A 22,336-nucleotide genomic window follows, 5' to 3' on the forward strand; every position below is an offset into this window, starting at 1 on the left:
TTATCCTTTAAAATCTGGTAATTGCGAAAAGAACTTCCGCCCTTTCACATAGAACTGCACTAAGATACTACTTTTTATCCGTTCGGGAATAAAGTGTGAGGAAGTTTTTCTGAGATTCTCCATTCTTGCATCCCGGAAGCTATCGCGCAATTGTTTAAATTCACGACGGGCATGGAGAACGGCCTTTGCGTTGGGCAGCTGTCCTTTAAGAACAAACGTAGCTGCCGCAATGTAATCGAGCCAGCAACGTACCCGCATCACTCCGGGCAGCTCTTCATCCGGAAGATTCTTATAGAGCATGACAAGATTATTACGAAAGTTGAGGAAGGTTTTATGCGGATTCTCTTTTTTCAATGTGGCCCCTCCTACATGATACACCGTACTTTGAGGAATGCAAACGATCCCCCGTCCACGGGCACGAAGCCTCCAGCAAAGGTCTATCTCTTCCATATGGGCAAAGAAACGCCCGTCAAGCCCGCCTGCCTCACGATAATCTGCCAGACGAATGAACAGGGCGGCACCGGTAGCCCAGAACACGGGGAATACTGTATCATATTGTCCTTTATCCGCCTCGACCACTCCCATCACCCGTCCCCGGCAAAACGGATAACCACAACGGTCGATGAATCCGCCGGAAGCGCCGGCATATTCAAACAGGTCCTTTTGTCGCCAACTGAGTATTTTAGGCTGGCAGGCAGCAACCTCCGGATGGGTATCCAAATAATCAGCCATCGGTTGCAGCCAGTGCTCTGTTACTTCTACATCAGAATTCAGCAGAACTACATATTCGGCTTCCACCTGTTGGAGGGCAAAGTTATAACCGTCGGCAAAACCATGATTTTCATCCAGCAGAATCTGGCGAACCGAAGGGAACTCGTGCCGCAGCATCTCTACCGACTGATCTGTAGAACCATTATCAGCCACACAAACTTCCACACCTTCCGCCTCGGAATGCCGGAGTACGGAGGGAAGAAACGAACGGAGCATTTCGCAACCGTTCCAGTTCAATATAACGACAGATATCTTATTCATCTTTCTTTTCGGGGCGTTTCAGCTTCCAGCGCTTATGTGACCAAAGCCAGTAAGCAGGTTCCTTCCGGATGGTCTGCTCCAATCTGCGAGCAAAGATTTCGGTAATCTCACCATCGGCGGTTTCTTTCGGACGATCAGTGACCAGATCGAACTCTACTCGGCAATACCCTCTCCGCTCCTTGCGCAACTCACAATAGAAAACCGGAAAGTCCATCATCTTGGCAATGCGCTCGGCACCATCCATGAACACCGTGTCCTGATTCAAAAAAGTAGTCCAATGGTGCGCCTCGTTCGTATTGGGCGATTGGTCGGTAATCAGTCCGATAGCCATCTTCTTGCCATCACGTCTCAGCCTGATCACTTCGCGGGCGGTGGAGTGCTTCGGCACGTTGTACCCTCCGAAGCGGCTGCGGATGTACTTGAAAAGACCATCCAGATAAACATCTTTCAAAGGTTTGTATACCTGTACAGGTACATCGCCGGGACGCATAATCATTCCCATCCCCGTAATCCATTCAAAATTAGCATAGTGGGGGATCAGCAGGACAATCCCGCCCCGTTCGTCAATCATCCGGAGATAAGCTTCCTTGTTTTCGTAAGTCATACGTTTGCAAAGCTCTTTCTCGGACATGCGCAACATTTTCACATCTTCGAGCATATAGTCGCAAAGGTAATGATAGAACTTACGTTCAATGGCCTTCAATTCTGCTGCCGACTTCTCCGGAAAAGAGTTCTTCAGATTGGTACCCACCACCTTTCTCCGGTAACCGATCACGTGGTACAACCAGAAGTAAATAAAATCGGACAGAGCATACAACACCGGAAACGGAAGAATAGCCAAAAGCCACATCCCCACATAGGTTAACAAATAAAGAAGTTTCGATTTCATGTTTATTGTGTTATAGTTCCTTTCAGTGCAGTGCCATCTTCGTTAAAATCTCCCAAGAGAACATTTACTACTTGATTATCCAATGCCGGGTCACTTTCCACCTCTACACGAATGTAGTTTGCCGTAAAGCCGTGCATAGGCGCTCCTGCCTTAGGTTTCTCCATCAGGACAGGCATAGTCTGGCCGATATGACGGGCATAGAAGTCCTTCGTTTTCCCATCCGACAACGCAAGCAAACGCTGGCTTCGCTGATGCTTCGCCTCAGGAGTCACCACATGGTCTATCTTCAGTGCCTGGGTACCGGGACGTTCCGAATAACTGAACACATGCAATTGCGTGATATCCAGTCCGGAAATAAATTCATAGGCTTTCTCAAAATACTCGTCGGTTTCGCCACGTGTACCCACAATTACGTCCACGCCGATAAACGCATCAGGCATCACCTCTTTTATCTTTGCAATCTTCGAAGCAAAAAGTTCCGTTCCATACCGACGGCGCATCAACTGGAGCACTTCATCGCAACCAGACTGCAAAGGGATATGGAAATGAGGCATGAAGCTACGGGAGGTGGACACATATTCTATAATCTCATCCGTCAGCAGATTGGGCTCAATAGAAGAAATGCGATAACGCTCAATGCCTTCTACCTGATCGAGTGCTTTCACCAAATCGAAGAAAGTCTCGCCGGTAGATTTTCCGAAATCTCCGATATTGACTCCGGTCAGCACAATCTCTTTCCCACCTTCGGCAGCAGCCTGCCGTGCCTGCTCCACCAAAGATGCGACAGTCCCGTTGCGACTCCGTCCACGGGCAAAAGGAATGGTACAGTAAGAACAAAAGTAATCGCACCCATCCTGTACTTTCAGGAAAAAGCGGGTACGGTCACCTCTTGAACAAGACGGGGCAAAGGAACGGATATCTTTCGTTGCGGTTGTATAAGCCTCTCCTCCTTCGTGTTTATGCAAGTCGCCCAAGTATTGAAGCAGGTCTTTCTTTTGTTCCGCACCAAGCACAACGTCCACTCCCTCTATCTTTGCCACATCACCGGGTTTCAGCTGGGCATAGCAACCTGTCACCACCACAAACGCACCGGGATGTTGTTTCACCAGGCGGTGAATAGCCTGACGGCACTTCTTGTCCGCCATCTCGGTCACCGAACAGGTATTGACAATGCAAAGGTCAGCCTTTTCACCTTTCCGGGCCGTACGCACACCTGCCTCACGCAGGATTTTACCAATCGTCGAAGTCTCTGAGAAATTCAGCTTGCAGCCTAAAGTATAGTAAACGGCTGTCTTATCTTGAAATACAGTGGTATCTATCATAATCTGTAAAAACGCATATTCGGTACAAAGTTACACATTATTATTAGGAGTAAAGATGCAGAAGGAGTTAAAAGGAGTTAGAGGTTTTCTATTCTGAAAGTTTATACCTACTTTTGCACAAATCTTCAAAAAACGTGCAATGATAAAAGAAAACTTTATAAAACTCTACGAAAATAGTTTCCGTGAAAACTGGGATTTGCCCTGCTACACCAATTATGGTGAACCGGAAAGTTATACTTACGGTGAAGTAGCCGAAGAAATAGCCAAACTTCATTTGCTTTTCAAGCACTGTAGTTTGCGCCGGGGAGATAAAATCTCAGTCATCGGAAAAAATAATGCCCGTTGGTGCATCGCCTACATGGCGACCATTACCTACGGGGCCATCGTAGTACCTATCTTGCAAGACTTCAATCCGAATGATGTACACCATATCGTAAATCATTCTGAATCTGTCTTCCTTTTCACCAGCGACACCATCTGGGAAACTTTGGAAGAAGAACGACTGACCGGCATCCGTGCCGTCTTTTCACTGACAGACTTCCGTTGCCTGCACCAACGCGACGGCGAAACGGTTCAGAAATTCCTGAAACACATCAATCAGTGCATGGAAGAAACTTACCCGAAAGGATTCCAAAAAGAAGATGTCCTTTACACCACCTTGTCCAACGACAAGGTTATGTTACTGAATTATACCTCTGGCACTACCGGATTCAGTAAAGGGGTAATGCTGACCGGCAACAACCTGGCCGGTAATGTGACTTTCGGTATCCGAACGGAATTGCTAAAAAAAGGTGATAAAGTGCTCTCTTTCCTCCCACTTGCCCATGCTTACGGATGTGCTTTCGACTTTCTGACAGCTACGGCAGTTGGCACGCACGTAACCCTGCTTGGCAAAGTTCCCTCCCCCAAAATCATAATGAAAGCTTTCGAAGAGGTCAAACCCAACCTGATTATCACAGTACCGCTTGTCATCGAGAAGATCTATAAAAATGTAATCCAACCCATCATCAGCAAGAAAGGCATGAAATGGGCGTTGAGCATCCCCCTTCTCGACAGCCAGATATACGGACAGATTCGCAAGAAGCTGATCGATGCCCTTGGAGGACGTTTCAAGGAAATTATTATCGGCGGAGCCGCTATGAACCCGGAAGTAGAAGAGTTTTTCCATAAAATCAAGTTCCCTTTCACCATTGGCTACGGCATGACGGAATGTGGGCCGCTCATCAGTTATGCTCCCTGGGATAAATTCGTCCCTTCCTCATCAGGTAAAATACTCGATATCATGGAAGCCCGTATTTATAAGGAGAATCCGGAAGCCGGTACCGGAGAAATACAAGTGCGTGGAGAAAACGTAATGACGGGATATTATAAAAATCCGGAAGCCACCCGCGAAGTTTTCACTAAAGACGGTTGGTTGCGCACCGGGGACTTAGGCACTATGGACGATGAAGGTAATATTTTCATCCGTGGCCGCCTGAAGACGATGATACTCAGTTCGAGCGGACAGAACATCTTCCCCGAAGAAATTGAGGCTAAACTTAATAATCTGCCTTTCATTCTCGAAAGTCTTATCATAGAACGAAACAAGAAACTGGTTGCCTTGGTATATGCCGATTATGAAGCGCTGGATTCTTTAGGACTCAACCACGAAGATAACCTGAAAACGATTATGGACGAAAACCTGAAGAATTTGAATAATAGCGTGGCAGCCTACGAAAGAGTAAGCCAGATTCAACTCTACCCCACTGAGTTTGAGAAGACTCCGAAAAGAAGTATCAAACGCTATCTATATAACAGTATAGCAGAAGATTAGATATGTTTTAAAACATACAAAAAAACATAATGAAACATTCTTCTAAAAAAAAAATAAAAAAAAGTTGGGTTTAGGAGTACAACATATGCAAAAAGTACATACCTTTGCATCGTTTTAATAAGCAATTGATTGTATTACAGATTTAAAAAGCAAAGAAAATGAAAAAATTAGTTTTGATGTTCGTAGCTATCGCAGCAGTATCATTCGCATCTTGTGGTAACAAAGCAGCTGACGCTGAAAAAGCAACTGCAGATTCTATCCGTATCGCTGACTCTATCGCAGCAGTTGAAGCAGCTGCAGCTGAAGCAGCAGCTCAGGTAGCTGATACTACAGCAACTGACTCTACTGCAACTGAAGCAGTTGTAGCTGAATAATCTCGAACAACATTAGAGAGAATTGAAAGTCTGCCGTGCAAAAGCACGTACAGACTTTTTTTATATCCGTACCTTTCCATTACGGAAGTCGTTTACCTTCTTCAACACTGGGCACCTCTGCCGGGTATCTCTTTATTTATAAACAAAGACACTCTCCCAATAATCTCTCAAAAAAAAAAGGACATCCCGTTTTGGAATGTCCCTTCTCAATGTCATATGATAGGCTTATTCAGCTACTACTTCAAAAGGAATTTCTACAGAAACTTCTTTGTGCAGTTTAACGATAGCTTTATAAGAACCAACTTCTTTTACAGCGTCTTTTACAACGATGATCTTTCTGTCGATTTCGTGACCCAACTTAGCCAATTCCTCAGCGATCTGGATGTTACCAACAGAACCGAAGATAGTACCGGTTGAGCTAACCTTTGTAGCAATAGTCAAAGATACACCTTCCAACTTAGCAGCCAGTGCTTCAGCATCTTTCTTGATTTTCTCAAGTTTGTGAGCACGCTGTTTCAGTTCTTCAGCCAACATTTTCTTTGCAGAAGGAGAAGCAATAACAGCTTTTCCGGTGGGGATCAAGTAATTACGACCATAACCAGACTTAACAGTTACGATGTCATTCTTATAACCCAAGTTTACTACGTCTTCTTTCAATATAATTTCCATACTTTTCCTCCTTATTTCATCATGTCAGTTACAAATGGAAGTAACGCCAGGTGACGTGCTCTCTTCACAGCCTGCGCAATACGACGCTGGAACTTCAAAGAAGTACCGGTGATACGGCGCGGAAGGATCTTACCCTGCTCATTCAAGAATTTCTTCAAAAATTCAGGATCTTTGTAGTCGATATACCTAATACCACTCTTTTTGAAACGGCAGTATTTTTTCTTCTTAACGTCTACTGAAGGCGGAGTTAAATATCTGATTTCTGATTGAACTTGTTGTGCCATGATTAATCCTCCTTTTTGTTTGATTTAACACTTCTTCTCTTTGCAGCATATTCTGCAGCGTATTTATCCATTCTGAAAGTCAGGAAACGGATTACGCGTTCATCACGACGGAAATTTAATTCCAACTTGTCAATAACAGTAGGTTCTGCATTGAACTCAATCAGCTGATAGAATCCTGTAGACTTCTTCTGGATTGGATAAGCCAGTTTCTTAAGTCCCCAGTTTTCTTCATTGATAATCTCAGCACCTTCAGCCTGAAGAATGCCTTTGAATTTTTCTACCGCTTCCTTCATCTGAACATCAGACAAAACGGGAGTTAAAATGAAAACGGTTTCGTATTGATTCATACTCGTTTTAATTAAATAAATAAATTATTTGATTTTAAAAATGCGGTGCAAAGGTAGGCATTTTATTTTGAACTGCAAACATTTAATCTTTTTTTATGCCACGGGATAGGATTTGTCGAAGAAGACATTTATCTTTGCAAAGTTGCTTAAACAATAATTTCATGATCGAACAATTTAATTTTGATATCAGACTAATCTTTGCTATCCTGAATGGCAAAGTTTCTGCCGCCATCAACCGTAAGCTATACCGTAACTTCAGACAGAACGGTCTGGAGATCAGCCCGGAACAATGGACGGTTCTTATTTTTCTCTGGGAAAAAGACGGAGTGACCCAACAAGAGTTGTGCAATGCAACTTTTAAAGATAAACCGAGTATGACCCGTTTAATCGACAATATGGAACGTCAGCATCTGGTTGTCCGTATCTCCGACAAAAAGGACCGTCGTACCAATCTGATCCACCTGACCAAAACAGGAAAAGAACTGGAAGAAAAAGCCCGTGTTATAGCCAACCGGACACTGAAAGAGGCGTTGCACGGCATCACAGTCGAAGAATTAAGCGTAAGCCAGGAAGTATTGAGAAAGATATTTTTCAATACCAAAGATTAATCAATACGGAGAAGTGAAAGCAACCAAATCAACTATTTATGGCTAATTAATGGTTTTTTTGCGAAAATAATTTCGCTCGTTAAAGAATTATGCGTTAATTTGTGACTGGAATATAATAATCTATTAAAATACACACACATGAAAGGCTTATTAAAGAATTTAGGATTGATATTAATCTTAGTCGGAATAATCATTCTGATTGTTTGTTCTCTGACCGGAGACGTGAACAACAACGCTATCTTGGGAGGCTCGATAGTATTGGTGGTACTCGGACTCATTTCTTACATTGCGATCAATAAAAGAATTGCGGATTAATATTTTCAACAGAAATAAAAAAGCCGGAAAACGAATGTTTTCCGGCTTTTTTATTTCTGTATATCCCCCTCTCCATTATGATTCCGGTTCGGGGGTAATCAACTTGTAACCTTTTCCGTGGATGTTGATAATCTCAATCGAATCATCATCTTTCAGGTGCTTACGCAGTTTGGTGATATATACATCCATACTACGGGCATTGAAATAGTTATCATCAATCCAGATAGTCTTCAAAGCAAAGTCACGCTGCAAAATCTCGTTGGCATGTGCACACAACAATCCCAGCAATTCCGATTCCTTGGTAGTCAGCTTAGTTTGTTTGTCACCGATAGCCAGAATCTGCTTTTGTGTATCAAACGTAAACTTACCGATCTTATAGATATTGCTTTCTTTGTTCTTCTTTCCACGAACACGTCTCAGGATCGCTTCAATTCTGAAAGTAAGTTCTTCCATACTGAAAGGTTTGGTGATGTAATCATCCGCACCGATCTTAAATCCTTCCAGAATATCCTCCTTGAGTGTCTTTGCAGTCAGGAAGATAATCGGAATTTCAGCGTTGGCCGCACGAACCTCCTGTGCCAGCGTGAAACCATCTTTCTTAGGCATCATCACGTCGAACACGCACAAGTCATATTTATTCTTCAGGAAAGCCTTAAATCCGGCTTCTCCATCAGGATACAACTCAGCAGAGTAACCTTTCGCCTGTAAATATTCTCTTAAAAGCATGCCAAGATTTTCATCATCTTCGCATAATAAAATACGCAGTTTCTCGTCCATATCAATCATTTTTTAATAAAGGTAATGCAATAATAAATTTAGTTCCTACATTCAGTTCACTCTCCGCCCGGATGGTTCCCTTATGATCCTGAATAATCTTTTTCACATAAGCCAGTCCCAGACCGAAACCTTTTACATCGTGCAGATTACCTGTATGCACGCGATAGAACTTATCAAACACCTTCTTCAGGTTTTCTTTTTTAATACCAATACCGTTGTCCTGTATCGAAATCATCAGTTTACCGGGTTCGTTCCAAGTTCTCACGTCGAGCACCAGGTCTTCTTCGGGCTTCTTGTATTTCACCGCGTTATCCATCAGATTGAATATCACATTGGTGATATGCATTTCGTCCGCAAATATAACAGGATTGGTAGCCTCAAGGTTCGATGTAATCTTACCATTATAGCGTTCCACCTTCAGAGCGAACGTATTGATAACCCCGGTAATCAACTCATTGACATCGAGTTCTTTCATCTTCAGTGTTGCCTTCTGTCTGTCGAACATAGACATCTGAAGAACTTTCTCCACCTGGAATCTCAACCGCTTCGTTTCATCATTAATGACTCCCGATATATGCTGGAACATCTGCGGTGATTTCCCGACTGCGGGATCTTTCAGCATCTGCGCGGCAAGCGAGATGGTAGATATCGGTGTCTTGAACTCGTGTGTCATATTGTTGATAAAGTCATTCTTCATTTCTGTCAGCTTCTTCTGGCGGAAGACGATGTAGATAGTGAAGATGAATGTAATCAACAGTACGAAAGTGAATATCATCGAAGGGATCATAAAACTAACCGAGTCGAAGATATAATCTTTCTTTCCCGGAAAGTGCACCTTCACAATACTCATCTTCGCAGGCGGATCATTTTGGAACAGAGGTTGGGTATAAGAATCCTCACTTCCTCCCTCTTCGTAATCCGAACAGCGATATACCTCACGTCCATCTTTATCGATTACCGAAAAATGATATAGCAGCTCTATACCATTATTAATAAAGTTAGACTTCAGATAATTATCCAGCTTCTTAAAGTTCACCCGTTCGCCAATCGACTTATCGCTTGCTTTGTAAATCATCCGCAAAGCTACATCGTCGAGCAGGAAACGCTGATACATATACCTATTTTTAATAGCGTCGGTCAAGCTTCGCGATGTCTGCGGAATGGTATTCCGCCCATGTCTCTCCGAAATCATGGCTTTGGGCACCTTCGACGGCTCGGTGGTAATCATCTTTAGTTCAAACTCCGAATACAGGGTTCCGTCCGGTGACTTGAACCTATAACGCTCCGATTGCTGAATCAAACCATTTTTCTGTTCGGTAGTAGAAGAAGACTGAGCCAGTGCTCTACGTTCCGCTTCAGTAATGTCTTCTAACAGCCAACGTTGCGTTTCATCATACTCCACATCCTTTGAAACCTGAAACAAAGCATTTCGCACGGATGTATTAAATTGTTCTTTACGCATCTTCACCATTTCTTCGATGTAGCTCACTTGTAAATAGAGCAAACTCAGAAAGGAAAGACCCATAATAATGCCTAATATCCAGATTGTTGACTTTTTCATAGCAACAAAATTAACACTCCCTAATTAACACTCCTAACAGCTTAACCTGTTTTAACAGGATGTTCTCTATAATTAACCGAAAGACGTTTTTTAGGTCGTATTCTGACCACTATAACAAAACGTATATGCCTTTGGTTTGCAAATTTAATAAAAAATTAAAGATTTCTCTTCAGAAAATCTACTTTCTTTAATCATTGTTAATGAGTAAGCAGGTTTCAAGAGGCGACCGACGAACTGTCAATGGCATGTAACGGCAGCTACAACCACAAGCAGAATGCCTTAAAAGAACAAAGCTACGAGCAGTTGCACATACATTGTACACTCCTCGTAGCTTTATAACTCAGCAGTTCAGCCATTTGCAGCCCGCAGTCCGGCAGGCTGTAACCACATTATTCTTCTGTTTGCTTGGATTCGAAGTCTTTTATTAATTTATCCTGCACATCACTCGGAACAAGTTCGTAACTTGCAAATTTCATAATGAACGAAGCACGACCTCCGGTAAGCGAGCTGAGCGCTGTCGAATAAGAAGCCATCTCTTTTAAAGGCACTTTAGCGACCAGCTTTTCATAACCGTTTTCGCTGCTCATGCCCATGATCATGGCACGACGTCCCTGAAGATCTCCCATCACATCACCCATCTTATCGGAAGGCACAAAGACTTCTACATCATAAATAGGTTCGAGAATCTTCGGTCCCGCATTCTTAAATGCTTCGCTGAAAGCATTGCGTCCGGCCAGCATGAACGAGATTTCATTAGAATCTACCGGGTGCATCTTTCCGTCATATACGATGACACGTACATCGCGGGCGTACGAACCGGTGAGAGGTCCCTGCTCCATACGGGACATGATACCTTTAAGGATAGCAGGCAGGAAGCGGGCATCGATAGAACCACCGACAATACTGTTAACAAATACCAATTTTCCGCCCCATTCCAATGGAACTTCTTCGGTACCTTTCACATTAATCTTAAATTCCTGTCCACCGAACTTATACGTATCGGGCACCGGCATTCCTTCATAATATGGTTCTACGATCAAGTGTACTTCACCAAACTGTCCGGCACCACCCGATTGTTTTTTATGACGATAGTCGGCACGGGCCGCCTTAGTGATGGTCTCACGATAAGGAATCTTCGGTTCCTCGAATTTCACCTGAAGTTTTTCATTATTCTCCAGACGCCACTTTAAAGTACGGAGGTGGAATTCACCCTGACCATGTACGATAGTCTGTTTCAATTCTTTCGATTGTTCGATGACCCAAGTCGGATCTTCCTCGCGCATACGGTTCAAGATAACCATCATCTTCTCTGTATCGGCTTCGTTCACCGGTTTGATGGCGCGTGAATATTTAGAATTCGGATATTTAATAAAATTAAACCGGTTTTCGGCACCTTTACCATTTAGCGTGTTTCCGGTATGAACATCTTTCAGCTTCACCGTACAGCCGATATCACCGGCCACCATCTCTTCTACTTTGATACGGTTGGCACCGGCACAAGCATAAATCTGTGCCACACGTTCTTTCGAACCGCGGTCGGCATTCGTAAAGTCATCTCCTTCGTGCACTTTTCCGCTCATCACCTTGAAGTATTGAACGTCGCCAATATGCGGCTCCACACCTGTTTTGAAGAAATAGAGTGAAGTAGGCCCATCAGGATCGGGTTCCACCACTTCGCCACGGGTATTGTGCACTTTCGGCATTTCGGATACACCGGGCACTACATTACCCAGGAACTCCATCAGACGACGTACACCCATATCTTTGCCTGCACATACACAGAATACGGGGAACATGCCACGTGCAGCCAATCCTTTGCGGATACCTTCACGCATTTCGTCTTCTGTCAGTGAATCCTGTTCGAAGAATTTTTCCATCAAGCCTTCATCATTCTCAGCAGCGGCTTCTACCAGGGCTTTGTGCATTTCCATAGCCTTGTCCATCTCTTCGGCCGGGATCTCTTCAATAGTGGGTGCTCCACCTTCGGGTCCCCAAGAGTATTTCTTCATCAGCAGCACGTCGATCAGTGAGTTGAAATTCGGGCCTGTAGCCAAAGGATACTGGACGGGAACCACTTTCGGTCCGTAAATGGACTTCAGTTGTTCAAGCACCATATCATAATCGCACTTCTCGTTATCGAGTTGATTCACCAGGAAGATTACCGGTTTACCCAGTTTTTCGGTATAGCGGAAATGATTTTGTGTTCCCACTTCCGGTCCATATTGTCCGTTCAGCAGCAAAATAGCTGTATCGGTTACGTTGAGTGCCGTCATGGCAGCGCCTACAAAGTCATCGCTGCCCGGACAGTCTATGATGTTCAGTTTCTTTCCATTCCATTCCACATGAAAAATAGTTGAAAAGACGGAATATCCATATTCCTGTTCCACCGGAAAGTAATCGCTTACGGTATTCTTGGCAGTAATCCTGCCGCGACGTTTTATAATACCACTCTCATAGAGCAACGCTTCTGTGAGAGTGGTTTTTCCTGAGCCGTCATTGCCAAGAAGGGCAATGTTCTTAATTTCGTTAGTCTGATATACTTTCATGATATATAAGATTTAAATGAATGATTCAGTATGTGTTTTTCGCATACCCTTTTTTTACTGAGGCGCAAATTAGGCATTAATCAAATGAAAAGCAATAAAACTGACAGTGTTACTAAACAATGTTATGTAACATACAGGATCTGTTTATTAAGCAGATAACACAGTGTCACAAACTCTTGGCACTCTCTAAACGAAGTTGAATTAGGATAACAACTTTCCGTATTATCGAACTTGGTAACACCAATATAATATACCTCTTGGCTTATGCTTCCTTATAAAACAGATTCTATAAATGGAACAACTTCTCTATCATCTGATGTATTAGGGAATATATAGTCTTTTATACAGTTTGAAGAATCCAATAAAAGCATTATAGGTGTTGGAACATATTTCAATTCTTTTCTTATCAGATCTTTTGAGTCAAGATATATATACTCATAATATTTATTACGTTTCTGGAAAGATGAAGGGCTTCCCATAGTTGAAATAATAGCTACTTTATTATTTCTATAAAGAGAATCTATTTTTTTTGTAATAGAGAATCCTAAATCTATACAACTTCCACAATCATAATAGTTAAATAGAAAAATAACTCTACAAGTCTTATTTGACACAATAGAATCAATGGAGGTTACCCTTTTCCCTATTAAGTTATAAACATCCTTTTGGGGAGTTTTAGTAACATCATTTTCTTTTTTTTGATTATTGCTACATCCCCATATAATGCAAAGCAATATAAATAAGGTAAAGAATTTATTTTTTCGCATCACCTATTTTTATTTTTTCAATGGTTACTCCTGCCACTTCTTGTGAAGCAAATAGATATGTGTCTGAAACACAAAAAGAAGAATATATATCATGTGGAAGAATGTAGGTAGAGATATGCTTCATTTCGTCATTGATTGATAATTTCAAAATAGTATTTACACGATAATCGCCTGATGAGCTCCGTGATGAACACAGTATATATATATGATCATTTGCAAGATAAGCATCACGTATGTATATATAGACAGATTTCTCTTTATTAGAATTCTTTTTAGCAATTTCTGTTGCTTCTTTTATTATAGGAATTGAAGAGATATCAAATGTTTTAATATATTCTCCATGAATATTATATTGCTCTATATAAGGGTAGCAATTTGAAATCGAAAATATCCCTTTGCCTTGATCATAAAGAATATGTTTCTTGTTAGATATAATGGTTTTAAAAGGAGTTTTTTCTCGTACAACCTTTCCCATTGGGATTTGTTTGTTTGGGTGATATTTATCAATCATTAGAAAACTTGTCGAATCCGTATTCGCAGATAAAAAGATTAAAGAATCATTGAGACTAAATCTGTTTTCATTTGCATTTGAAAGTGAAAAATCACCATAGAAAACTCCTCCATGAAATTTTTTCATTGACTTTGTTCCAAAATCAACAACATATACCGTGTCATTCAGTACATTAAAGGTAAATGGCCATGTTGTTTCATAAGGGGCTTCACCATGTTTGCTAACATATTCCATCTCTTTTAAGTTATCACTTAACGCCACAATGTCTCCCCGTTTTTTATCCAAAACATATATCTTATTCTTATAATAAGTCATACACGTAATGTTGGAGAAGAAACTAGAATCAGGATATTCTTCTATCTTAATTTCCGACTGACAATACATTAAGTTACGATTTTTCTCCTTGTTGTTACAAGAAGAAAAACATAAAATTGCGATAATAAGAATCAATATTCTATTCATTACCCTTTAGCAATAAGTCTTATTTCCATCACATTCAACATAGGCACCATTTAACCAATCAAGTCCTCTACTACATTTTTTACCACTACAAGATACTGAACCAGATAGAGGAAATCCACATTCTACAGTTACTGTACATGAATAGTTGCCTCCTCCTCCTTCTCCGGTATCAGTACCTTCTCCCATTGCAAGACACTCTAAAGTAAGCATCTTCATATTCGCTTTTTTATCTTTGTTTTTCAACGCAGACAAACAGACATTAACAGAAACAAATAAAAAGAAAGTCACTCCTAAACAAATTCTTAAGGTCTTTTTCATGATATATAAGATTTAAATGAATGATTCAGTATGTGTTTTTCGCATACCCTTTTTTTACTGAGGCGCAAATTAGGCATTAATCAAATGAAAAGCAAGAAAACTGACAGTGTTACTAAACAATGTTATGCAACATATCAAGACAAAGAGCAAGAGAACAAGCTGTTTGACAGAATGAAAGTCTTTTCCTTTATTATCTATTAAAAAGCATTATCCACCTCACATCTGCTTACACTGCCTTCTGCCAAACTGAATGAAATAGGATTCAGTAACGAGGTTTTCGGCGCAAAACGGGAGTATTTGAGGCAAAAGACGGCGGTTTTTCAGCACAAAGACGGTGTATTTCCGGAAAAAGAAGTAAGTATTCGGACCCAAAGAAGTAAGCACTTTCCGGAAATGCTTACTTCTTTTCCGGAAATCTCTTAATGTTTTGCCACATTACATATATTGTTATAACAAAAAGGCCGTATGGATGCCTCTTTCTCCTCCGGTTGTTCTGTAAAGCCAGTCAAACCATATATAACAGAATCACCGGAGGAAGAGGAAAATAAAAGAAAAAGGGCAGGATTCCGCCGCACAGCTATCTATTGGAGAACAGATATCACAGATCTGCGACACATGGGAAAATCCTACCGGCAAATGCAGGCGTTTTTTTCTCCAACTTTCAGAGCGGCACGAAACGAAAGCATTCTGAGATCATCAGATAATCAGATTGTCAAATGGTTAAAAAGGAACTTTCCTCCCGTTAAATAAGAAAGAATATATGCCCTGCAAAGTTGTTTACTAAAACGAAAACCTTACTTTTGCAATTTAAAACGCAAAAATAACTCAGACTATCATGGCAGGCATATACATACATGTCCCCTTCTGTAAGACACGCTGTATTTATTGCGATTTTTACTCCACCACGCGAAGCGAACGGAAAGGACACTACATCGAAGCCCTCTGCAAGGAGCTGGAAATGAGATATACTTACCTGAAAGGAGAGCCCATAGAAACGCTCTACTTTGGTGGAGGTACTCCTTCGCAACTTGATGAAGAGGACTTCCGGAAAGTGTTCGACACCGTCCGGCGTGTATACGGAATGGAAAATTGCCATGAAATAACGCTTGAAGCCAATCCGGATGACCTCTGTCCGGAATATGTGCAAATGCTCTCCCGCTTGCCATTCAACCGCATCAGTATGGGTATCCAGACTTTTGATGATGCCACGCTTACGTTATTGAAGCGACGCCACAATGCCACTCAAGCCATTCGTGCAGTAGAATTATGCCGTACCTACGGGTTCCGCAACATCAGCATCGACTTGATTTACGGACTTCCCGGTGAGACAGCAGAGCGTTGGGAAAGGGACCTGCAACAGGCCGTTGCCCTCAATGTGGAGCATGTTTCGGCCTACCACCTGATTTATGAAGAAGGTACTCCTATTTATAGAATGTTGCAAAAACACCAGGTTGAAGAAGTGGACGAGGACAGCAGTGTCCGGTTCTTCACCTTATTGATAGACCGGCTGCAGGAAGCAGGATATGAGCACTACGAAATATCCAACTTTTGCAAGCCGGGAATGTATTCACGCCATAACACTTCGTACTGGCAAGGGGCCAGTTATCTCGGTTGTGGTCCGTCGGCACACTCTTTCGACGGAGCAACACGCGAATGGAACTGTTCGTCGATAGAGAAATACATAGCAGGCATCGAAAGCGGCAAACGGGACTTTGAACGGGAAGAACGGGATTTAACTACCCGGTACAATGAATTTGTCATTACCTCCGTCCGCACTCAATGGGGAATTTCACTCGAACGCCTCCGCAACGATTATGGAACCGAACTGGAACAATACTGCCTCAAGATGGCACGTCCTTCTTTAGAAAACGGCAAATTAGAAATACACGAAGGTGCTCTGCGCCTCACCCGAGAAGGAATTTTTATTTCCGACAGCATCATGAGCGATCTTCTCCGGGTGGACAACTAAAATTATAAAGTCATGACCGAATCAGAGGTTCGAAAACTATTAAGACGAATGAAGGAGCTGGACTCGCAAACGGCGTTCCGATCCTTCTACGATATGACGTACGACCGGCTTTACCGCATTGCCTACTATTACGTAAAGCGGGAAGAATGGTCGCAGGAGATCGTACTTGATGTATTCTTGAAACTCTGGGAACAACGCAGTTCGTTGCCCGAAGTCAAAAGCATTGAGGACTATTGCTTCATACTGGTGAAAAACGCCTCACTCAACTATCTGGAAAAAGAGAACAGGCGCACAACCGTATCCACCGAAGTATTGCCGGAACCGGAAGCACAAAGCGATTCGCCCGAGGAATCAATGATCAGCGAAGAGCTGTTCGCCATCTATGTGAAAGCGCTCGACCGCCTGCCCGAACGTTGCAGAGAAGTGTTCATCCGCGTCCGCGAAGAAAAACAAAGCTATGCACAAGTGGCCGAAGAACTGGGCATCAGCACAAAGACCGTAGACGCCCAACTCCAGAAAGCAACAATCCGACTGAAAGAAGCGATATTGACGATGAACGATAAACAATGAACCACCGGCCGGAAACCGATGGACAAGGTTTAACTTTTATTTGCATATCCCCGATAGGGAGATCCTTCGAACGCTCTGTCTTTATCAGTGAAATTCATTTTAATCAAAACACAAAGACTTAGCTTATGAAGAAGTTATTAAGACCTACAACCTTTGCATTGTTTACGATGGCACTGTGTTTCACTGCATGCGAAAACGGCAACAACTCCTATCCCAAGGAATATCTGGGATTCGAAAAGAAAGCGCAGGACTTCTCTTACAAAAAGAACACTGCGGAAGCCGAATTTCAGGTAAAGATCATTGCGGTTGATAAAACGAAAGAAGACCGGATTGTCTTCATCGAATCACCCTCACGTCCGACGAAGCCCGGAAGCCCTTCGGCACAGTTTTTTAAGATTAAAGATAATAAAGTCACCATCAAGGGAGGCAGTAAATCGGCCAAAGCCACTATTCTGGTCTATCCCCAGAAAGTGGGAACGAATGAATACATTCAGCTTATCTGCCGGCCTCAGAACGGAAAGTCGGAAACGACCCAGATGTCTATCCGCCTGGTGAAAAAATAACGAAATAAAAAATGAAGTATACCGACCAGGAACTTAACCGATTATTGGAGAAACTCATAGCCTCCACCCGCTCGCCCAGAGGAAGATTCTCGGCAGCGGCAAGCTATCAGATATTAGAGAAGCGATTGCCACGTCCGGCACACCGGCTTTTCTCTATACGCATTTTCTCGGCAGTAGCCGCCATCGCTTTGTTCTGCTACATCGGATGGAACACTTATTGCTATCTGAAACCTGCCGCCTTGCAAACCGTTTCTACACTGGCCGATACACGGACTATAAAGTTACCCGATGGAACGGAAGTGACGCTGAACCACTTCTCTTCTCTCACCTATCCCGAGAAATTCAAAGGGAAACACAGGGAAGTGGGCCTGAAAGGAGAAGCCTATTTCGAAGTGACGAAGAATCAGGAACACTCTTTCATCGTACAGACAGAGTCGGTCAATGTAGAGGTATTGGGAACTCACTTCAACGTAGAGTCCTATCCGGAAGATCCGGAAGTGAAAACCACCCTACTCGAAGGTTCCGTGGTGGTGAGCAATAAAGCCAATTCTGTGCGCATGGTTCTGAAGCCCAACGAAAGTGCTATATATAATAAGGTGAAAAAGAGCATGACCCTTGAAGTTTCAGATCGCGCTGCCGAGGAGATAGCCTGGCGGAATGGCGAATTAGTCTTCAGCAACCTCCCCCTGCAGGAGATTGCCCGACAGCTGTCCAACACGTTTGGTGTAAACATCTCCATAGCAGACAAAGCATTGCAGAACTACCGGATCACAGCACGATTCTCCGACGGAGAAGGACTCGATCAGATTCTCGATTTGCTGCATACAGTCGGTAAATTCAACTATTCACACAACAATGAAAAAATAACGATTACTACTAAACTTAACTAAACATGAGAAAATCCAATCCGGATTTCCACCACATCAGAAGTTACATTCTGATGTGTGTGGTTTCCATATTCTTTTCAACTATCAATGCGCAGACACCGGAACCCAGGATCACTCTCAAGCTGCAGAACACCAGCCTCTCAGAGATTATCCGGCATATAGAACAAGCCACCGGTTTCTCTTTCATCTACGGTGAAGAGGTGAAACTCGACCATAAAGTCAGCCTCAACGTACAGAAGAAACCTCTCGGAGAAGTTCTGAACCAGTTGTTTGCCAACGAACCGATAAGTTATAAAATAACAGGGAAACACATCCTGTTACAAAAAATCCCCCCCAAACCCGTAAGCCGCAGGTTTACTATCAGTGGATACGTAACCGACGGGGCGTCTGCCGAAACGCTGATTGGTGCCAATATTCTTGAGAGTCGTCATCATCAAGGAACCACCACCAATCCTTACGGTTTCTACAGCATTACGCTGCCGGAAGGAGAAGCTCAGTTGAGCTTCTCCTATTTGGGTTACACCAGCCAGCAACACGCACTGACCCTGACCCGTGACACCCTGCTGAACATCCGGATGGAAGACAATAACATGCTGCAAGAAGTGGTCATCGTATCGGACAAGGCCGAATCGGGGATCATGGCCACTCAAATGGGGGCCAGCGAGATACCGATGACACAAATAAAAAACACTCCCAGCATATTGGGAGAAGCAGATGTAATGAAAGCCATCCAGTTGATGCCGGGCGTACAGGCCGGAATGGAAGGATCTGCCGGATTGTATGTACGTGGCGGCGGCCCCGACCAAAACCTGATCTTGCTGGACGGTGTACCGGTGTACAACGTAGACCATTTATTAGGATTCTTCTCTGTCTTCACTCCCGAAGCCGTAAAGAAAGTAACCCTCTTCAAAAGTTCTTTCCCCGCCCGCTTCGGCGGACGCCTCTCCTCCGTAATCGACGTACGCACCAACGATGGCGACATGAAGAACTATCATGGCGTAGTCAGTATAGGACTCCTGACCAGCAAACTCAATTTCGAAGGGCCGATCATCAAGGACCGGACCTCTTTCAACATTTCTGCCCGCCGCTCCTACATCGACCTGTTGGCCAAACCCTTCATGCCGAAAGAGGAAAAGTACAGTTATTACTTTTATGACATTAATGCCAAAATCAACCATAAATTCTCCGACCGGAGCCGCCTCTTCCTCAGTGCATACAATGGCAAAGACCATTTCATGACAAAGTATGACGACACTTACTACGGTGACGAAGACAAGTACAGGGACGGCGGAAAAATGAACTGGGGCAACACCATCGTTTCGGGACGCTGGAATTACATCTTTAACAACAAACTGTTCAGCAATACCACAGTCGCTTTCAATAACTATAAGTTTGACGTCAGCACGTTCACCAAGAACGAGATACATACAAACAACCAAATAACCTGGAACCGCTATAAAGCCGACTATAAATCGGGAATCCGGGACTGGAGTGCTCAGATAGATTTTGACTATAATCCTATCCCCGCACACCATGTCAAGTTCGGAATACAATACCTGCACCATAGTTTCCGCCCGGAAGTATCCACCTCAAAGATATTCGACAAGACCGGAGAAACCATCGAGCGGGATACGACGTATTATACCGCCTCTAACAGCGAAATCCTTGCCCACGAAGCATCTGCCTACCTTGAAGACAACTTCAACCTGAGCAGTCGCCTGCGTATGAACCTGGGCCTGCACTTCTCGACTTTCCAAGTGCAAAAGAAGAACTATTTCTCCATACAACCCCGCATCTCCGCACGCTATCAGCTCAACAAGGACATCGTAATCAAAGCTTCTTACACCAAAATGAGCCAGTATGTACACTTGATTTCATCCATGCCGTTCGCCATGCCCACCGACCTGTGGGTGCCGGTGACCAATAAAATCAAACCTATGCAGGCGCATCAGGTATCGTTGGGTGGCTATTACACAGGAATCGACGGATGGGAATTCTCGGTGGAAAGCTACTATAAAGGAATGAAAAATGTGCTTGAATACAAAGACGGAGTCAGTTTCCTCGGCTCTTCCACCGGATGGGAAGACAAAGTGGAGATGGGACGCGGACGCTCCATGGGTATAGAATTCATGGCACAGAGAACCATCGGGAAGACAACCGGATGGCTGGCATATACATTGGCCAAGAGTGACCGTAAGTTTGCCAAAGGAGGGATAAACAATGGGGCACGCTTTCCATATAAATATGACCGGAGGCACAATATAGACCTGACCCTCAACCACCGGTTCAATGAACGAATCGACGTAAGTGCCTCATGGATACTTACCACCGGAGGTACAACCACAATCCCCACTGAACTGACGGCTATCATACGTCCGGGCGATAACAATTCATCGATACAAGAAGGAGATTATGTCAAGCACCGCAACAACTATCGCCTTCCCGCCACGCACCGGCTCAATGTAGGTGTTAATTTCAGCAAGAAAACACGGCATGGCATGCGTATCTGGAACGTCAGTATATATAATGTATACAATGCCATGAACCCTACCTTGGTATATCGCACCTACAAAAAGACTGAATATACTCAAGGCGAACAAACACAAGGCAACCGCATACCGGTCATCCGGAAATTCACTTTGTTGCCCTGTATTCCTTCATTCAGTTATACATATAAATTCTAAGTATTTATGAAACGATCCATTCCCGACATACTCCTGTTCCTGCTGGTTATTATATCTGCCACAGCCTGCAACCACGATCTCCCTTTCGACCTGAAGGAGAATCCGCCTAAGTTGGTGATGAACGCCATCATCAACGCCGATAGCACTTACAACGAACTGTTCCTGAACTTTACCGGCAGAAACCAAATCGGACAAATCAACGGAGCCACTGTGGAAGTACGCATTAACGGTTCTCTCAGCGAAACGCTGCGCCCCGATCCGTACAGCAGCGATAAAGGACGTTTTTATATCAACAGTACTTTCCGTCCGAGCGATGTAGTCCGCATAGACGCCATGACAGATGACGGTGCATATCATGCATGGGCGGAAGTCACCGTCCCCCAACCTATCGGGAAGATAGAAAAGGTAGATACAGTCTCTATCATGAGAATACCAAGTAACTATGGTTACGGGACTCCGCCGAGAAGACATCTCCGTTATCAAATCAAAATAAACGACCGTCCGGGGGAGAAGAATTTCTATCGGATCATTGTGGAACAGCGGAAATACTGGAAATACTATTGGCAACAGGGTGACCAGATTAACTGGGAATCGGCCATGTCGAAAAGTTTTAAGTTGCAGACAAACGAAGATGTGGTATTGACCGACGGCAAGCCGAGTACGGAAGAAGATGACGAAAACGGCCTGTTCGGCAGTGTCACTAACAAGTATGCCGTATTTGACGACTCACGTTTCGCGGACGGAAGTTATACAATGACTGTCTATAACGATATTTACGGATGGGGATTCTGGGGAAGTGAATATACATGGATAAAAACAGATGTCTATATCCGCATACTCAGCATCACCGAAAAAGAATATTATTATCTGAGAGCACTGAACCTGCTCGACTCAGATGCCTATGACAATACCTTAAGTGAGCCCATTGCTTTCCCCAGCAATGTGAACGGCGGTACCGGAATGGTTGGATTCAGCGCAGAAACCAACTACATGCTGACGGTTAAAAACCACGCAGTTCCCCCAACGATGCCGGATTTATAAAGAAACCACTATCTTTGTGCCCTAAAA

The 22,336-nt window shown here is 43.4% G+C and carries 22 protein-coding genes; 10 read left to right on the plus strand and 12 right to left on the minus strand.

What is annotated here, in order from left to right; translation table 11 throughout:
* Genes R3O62_RS00045 through mtaB form a run of 3 tightly spaced genes read right to left on the minus strand, consistent with a single transcriptional unit; the run spans position 1 to position 3,243 of the window.
* On the minus strand, positions 1-1,032 hold the full coding sequence (locus tag R3O62_RS00045; protein ID WP_195316797.1) for a glycosyltransferase family 2 protein: 1,032 nt from the start codon (positions 1,030-1,032) through the stop codon (positions 1-3).
* Positions 1,025-1,921, minus strand: a complete 897-nt coding sequence (locus tag R3O62_RS00050) for a lysophospholipid acyltransferase family protein (protein WP_032537576.1) — start codon at positions 1,919-1,921, stop codon at positions 1,025-1,027. Before R3O62_RS00050 ends, R3O62_RS00045 begins: the two co-directional genes overlap by 8 nt.
* Positions 1,922-1,923: 2 nt before the next feature.
* The gene (mtaB, locus tag R3O62_RS00055; RefSeq protein ID WP_005808470.1) at positions 1,924-3,243 is read right to left on the minus strand and encodes a tRNA (N(6)-L-threonylcarbamoyladenosine(37)-C(2))-methylthiotransferase MtaB; all 1,320 of its coding nucleotides are present in this window, start codon (positions 3,241-3,243) and stop codon (positions 1,924-1,926) included.
* A 139-nt stretch (positions 3,244-3,382) separates the two neighbouring features.
* Here mtaB and R3O62_RS00060 point away from each other — a divergent pair, with 139 nt between their 5' ends.
* Entirely contained in the window at positions 3,383-5,056 is a 1,674-nt protein-coding gene (locus R3O62_RS00060; protein WP_317472523.1) for a long-chain fatty acid--CoA ligase, read from the plus strand.
* A gap of 158 nt (positions 5,057-5,214) precedes the next feature.
* Positions 5,215-5,430 (plus strand): hypothetical protein, encoded by a 216-nt coding sequence (locus tag R3O62_RS00065; RefSeq protein ID WP_005808476.1) that lies wholly within the window; start codon positions 5,215-5,217, stop codon positions 5,428-5,430.
* Between the two features lie 225 nt (positions 5,431-5,655).
* Here R3O62_RS00065 and rplI read toward each other — a convergent pair whose 3' ends face one another.
* Genes rplI through rpsF form a run of 3 tightly spaced genes read right to left on the minus strand, consistent with a single transcriptional unit; the run spans position 5,656 to position 6,730 of the window.
* The gene (rplI, locus tag R3O62_RS00070; protein ID WP_005781448.1) at positions 5,656-6,099 is read right to left on the minus strand and encodes a 50S ribosomal protein L9; all 444 of its coding nucleotides are present in this window, start codon (positions 6,097-6,099) and stop codon (positions 5,656-5,658) included.
* Positions 6,100-6,110: 11 nt separating this feature from the next.
* Positions 6,111-6,383 carry a 30S ribosomal protein S18 gene (gene rpsR, locus R3O62_RS00075; protein WP_005781450.1) on the minus strand — a complete coding sequence of 91 codons (273 nt, stop codon included), beginning with the start codon at positions 6,381-6,383 and terminating at the stop codon, positions 6,111-6,113.
* Between the two features lie 2 nt (positions 6,384-6,385).
* Complete coding sequence (gene rpsF / locus R3O62_RS00080; protein WP_005781453.1) at positions 6,386-6,730, minus strand: 30S ribosomal protein S6; 345 nt, start codon at positions 6,728-6,730, stop codon at positions 6,386-6,388.
* A gap of 161 nt (positions 6,731-6,891) precedes the next feature.
* Between rpsF and R3O62_RS00085 the strand changes: the two genes are divergently transcribed.
* Entirely contained in the window at positions 6,892-7,338 is a 447-nt protein-coding gene (locus R3O62_RS00085) for a MarR family winged helix-turn-helix transcriptional regulator (RefSeq protein WP_005781455.1), read from the plus strand.
* A gap of 138 nt (positions 7,339-7,476) precedes the next feature.
* Positions 7,477-7,653 carry a hypothetical protein gene (locus tag R3O62_RS00090; protein WP_005781456.1) on the plus strand — a complete coding sequence of 59 codons (177 nt, stop codon included), beginning with the start codon at positions 7,477-7,479 and terminating at the stop codon, positions 7,651-7,653.
* 75 nt (positions 7,654-7,728) lie between these two features.
* Here the strand turns inward: R3O62_RS00090 and R3O62_RS00095 are convergent, their stop codons facing one another.
* The 6 genes from R3O62_RS00095 to R3O62_RS00120 form a co-directional block, all read right to left on the minus strand.
* Entirely contained in the window at positions 7,729-8,430 is a 702-nt protein-coding gene (locus R3O62_RS00095; protein ID WP_005781457.1) for a response regulator transcription factor, read from the minus strand.
* Between the two features lies 1 nt (position 8,431).
* Positions 8,432-9,991 carry a sensor histidine kinase gene (locus R3O62_RS00100; protein ID WP_269109921.1) on the minus strand — a complete coding sequence of 520 codons (1,560 nt, stop codon included), beginning with the start codon at positions 9,989-9,991 and terminating at the stop codon, positions 8,432-8,434.
* Positions 9,992-10,380: 389 nt separating this feature from the next.
* A complete protein-coding gene (locus R3O62_RS00105; RefSeq protein ID WP_005781460.1) occupies positions 10,381-12,537 on the minus strand; it encodes an elongation factor G in 2,157 nt (718 codons plus the stop codon).
* Between the two features lie 272 nt (positions 12,538-12,809).
* Positions 12,810-13,304 (minus strand): hypothetical protein, encoded by a 495-nt coding sequence (locus R3O62_RS00110; RefSeq protein WP_005781462.1) that lies wholly within the window; start codon positions 13,302-13,304, stop codon positions 12,810-12,812.
* Positions 13,291-14,277, minus strand: coding sequence for a hypothetical protein (locus tag R3O62_RS00115; RefSeq protein WP_005781464.1), 987 nt, complete (start codon positions 14,275-14,277; stop codon positions 13,291-13,293). Before R3O62_RS00115 ends, R3O62_RS00110 begins: the two co-directional genes overlap by 14 nt.
* Positions 14,278-14,283: 6 nt before the next feature.
* Positions 14,284-14,595: a hypothetical protein gene (locus R3O62_RS00120; protein WP_005808483.1), complete on the minus strand. Its 312-nt coding sequence runs from the start codon at positions 14,593-14,595 to the stop codon at positions 14,284-14,286.
* Positions 14,596-15,430: 835 nt separating this feature from the next.
* Here R3O62_RS00120 and hemW point away from each other — a divergent pair.
* From hemW to R3O62_RS00150, 6 genes are all read left to right on the plus strand, one after another.
* Positions 15,431-16,564: a radical SAM family heme chaperone HemW gene (gene hemW, locus R3O62_RS00125; protein ID WP_217737806.1), complete on the plus strand. Its 1,134-nt coding sequence runs from the start codon at positions 15,431-15,433 to the stop codon at positions 16,562-16,564.
* Positions 16,565-16,576: 12 nt separating this feature from the next.
* Complete coding sequence (locus R3O62_RS00130; RefSeq protein WP_005808492.1) at positions 16,577-17,134, plus strand: RNA polymerase sigma-70 factor; 558 nt, start codon at positions 16,577-16,579, stop codon at positions 17,132-17,134.
* A 125-nt stretch (positions 17,135-17,259) separates the two neighbouring features.
* On the plus strand, positions 17,260-17,697 hold the full coding sequence (locus tag R3O62_RS00135; RefSeq protein ID WP_005808494.1) for a hypothetical protein: 438 nt from the start codon (positions 17,260-17,262) through the stop codon (positions 17,695-17,697).
* An 11-nt stretch (positions 17,698-17,708) separates the two neighbouring features.
* Positions 17,709-18,587 (plus strand): FecR family protein, encoded by an 879-nt coding sequence (locus R3O62_RS00140; RefSeq protein ID WP_250741083.1) that lies wholly within the window; start codon positions 17,709-17,711, stop codon positions 18,585-18,587.
* A gap of 2 nt (positions 18,588-18,589) precedes the next feature.
* On the plus strand, positions 18,590-21,268 hold the full coding sequence (locus R3O62_RS00145; RefSeq protein ID WP_269095285.1) for a carboxypeptidase-like regulatory domain-containing protein: 2,679 nt from the start codon (positions 18,590-18,592) through the stop codon (positions 21,266-21,268).
* Between the two features lie 6 nt (positions 21,269-21,274).
* Positions 21,275-22,309 carry a DUF4249 domain-containing protein gene (locus R3O62_RS00150; protein WP_317472524.1) on the plus strand — a complete coding sequence of 345 codons (1,035 nt, stop codon included), beginning with the start codon at positions 21,275-21,277 and terminating at the stop codon, positions 22,307-22,309.
* The last annotated feature ends 27 nt before the right edge of the window (positions 22,310-22,336 follow it).

The sequence above is a fragment of the Bacteroides hominis genome (genome assembly GCF_033042785.2).
Classification (GTDB): domain Bacteria; phylum Bacteroidota; class Bacteroidia; order Bacteroidales; family Bacteroidaceae; genus Bacteroides; species Bacteroides hominis.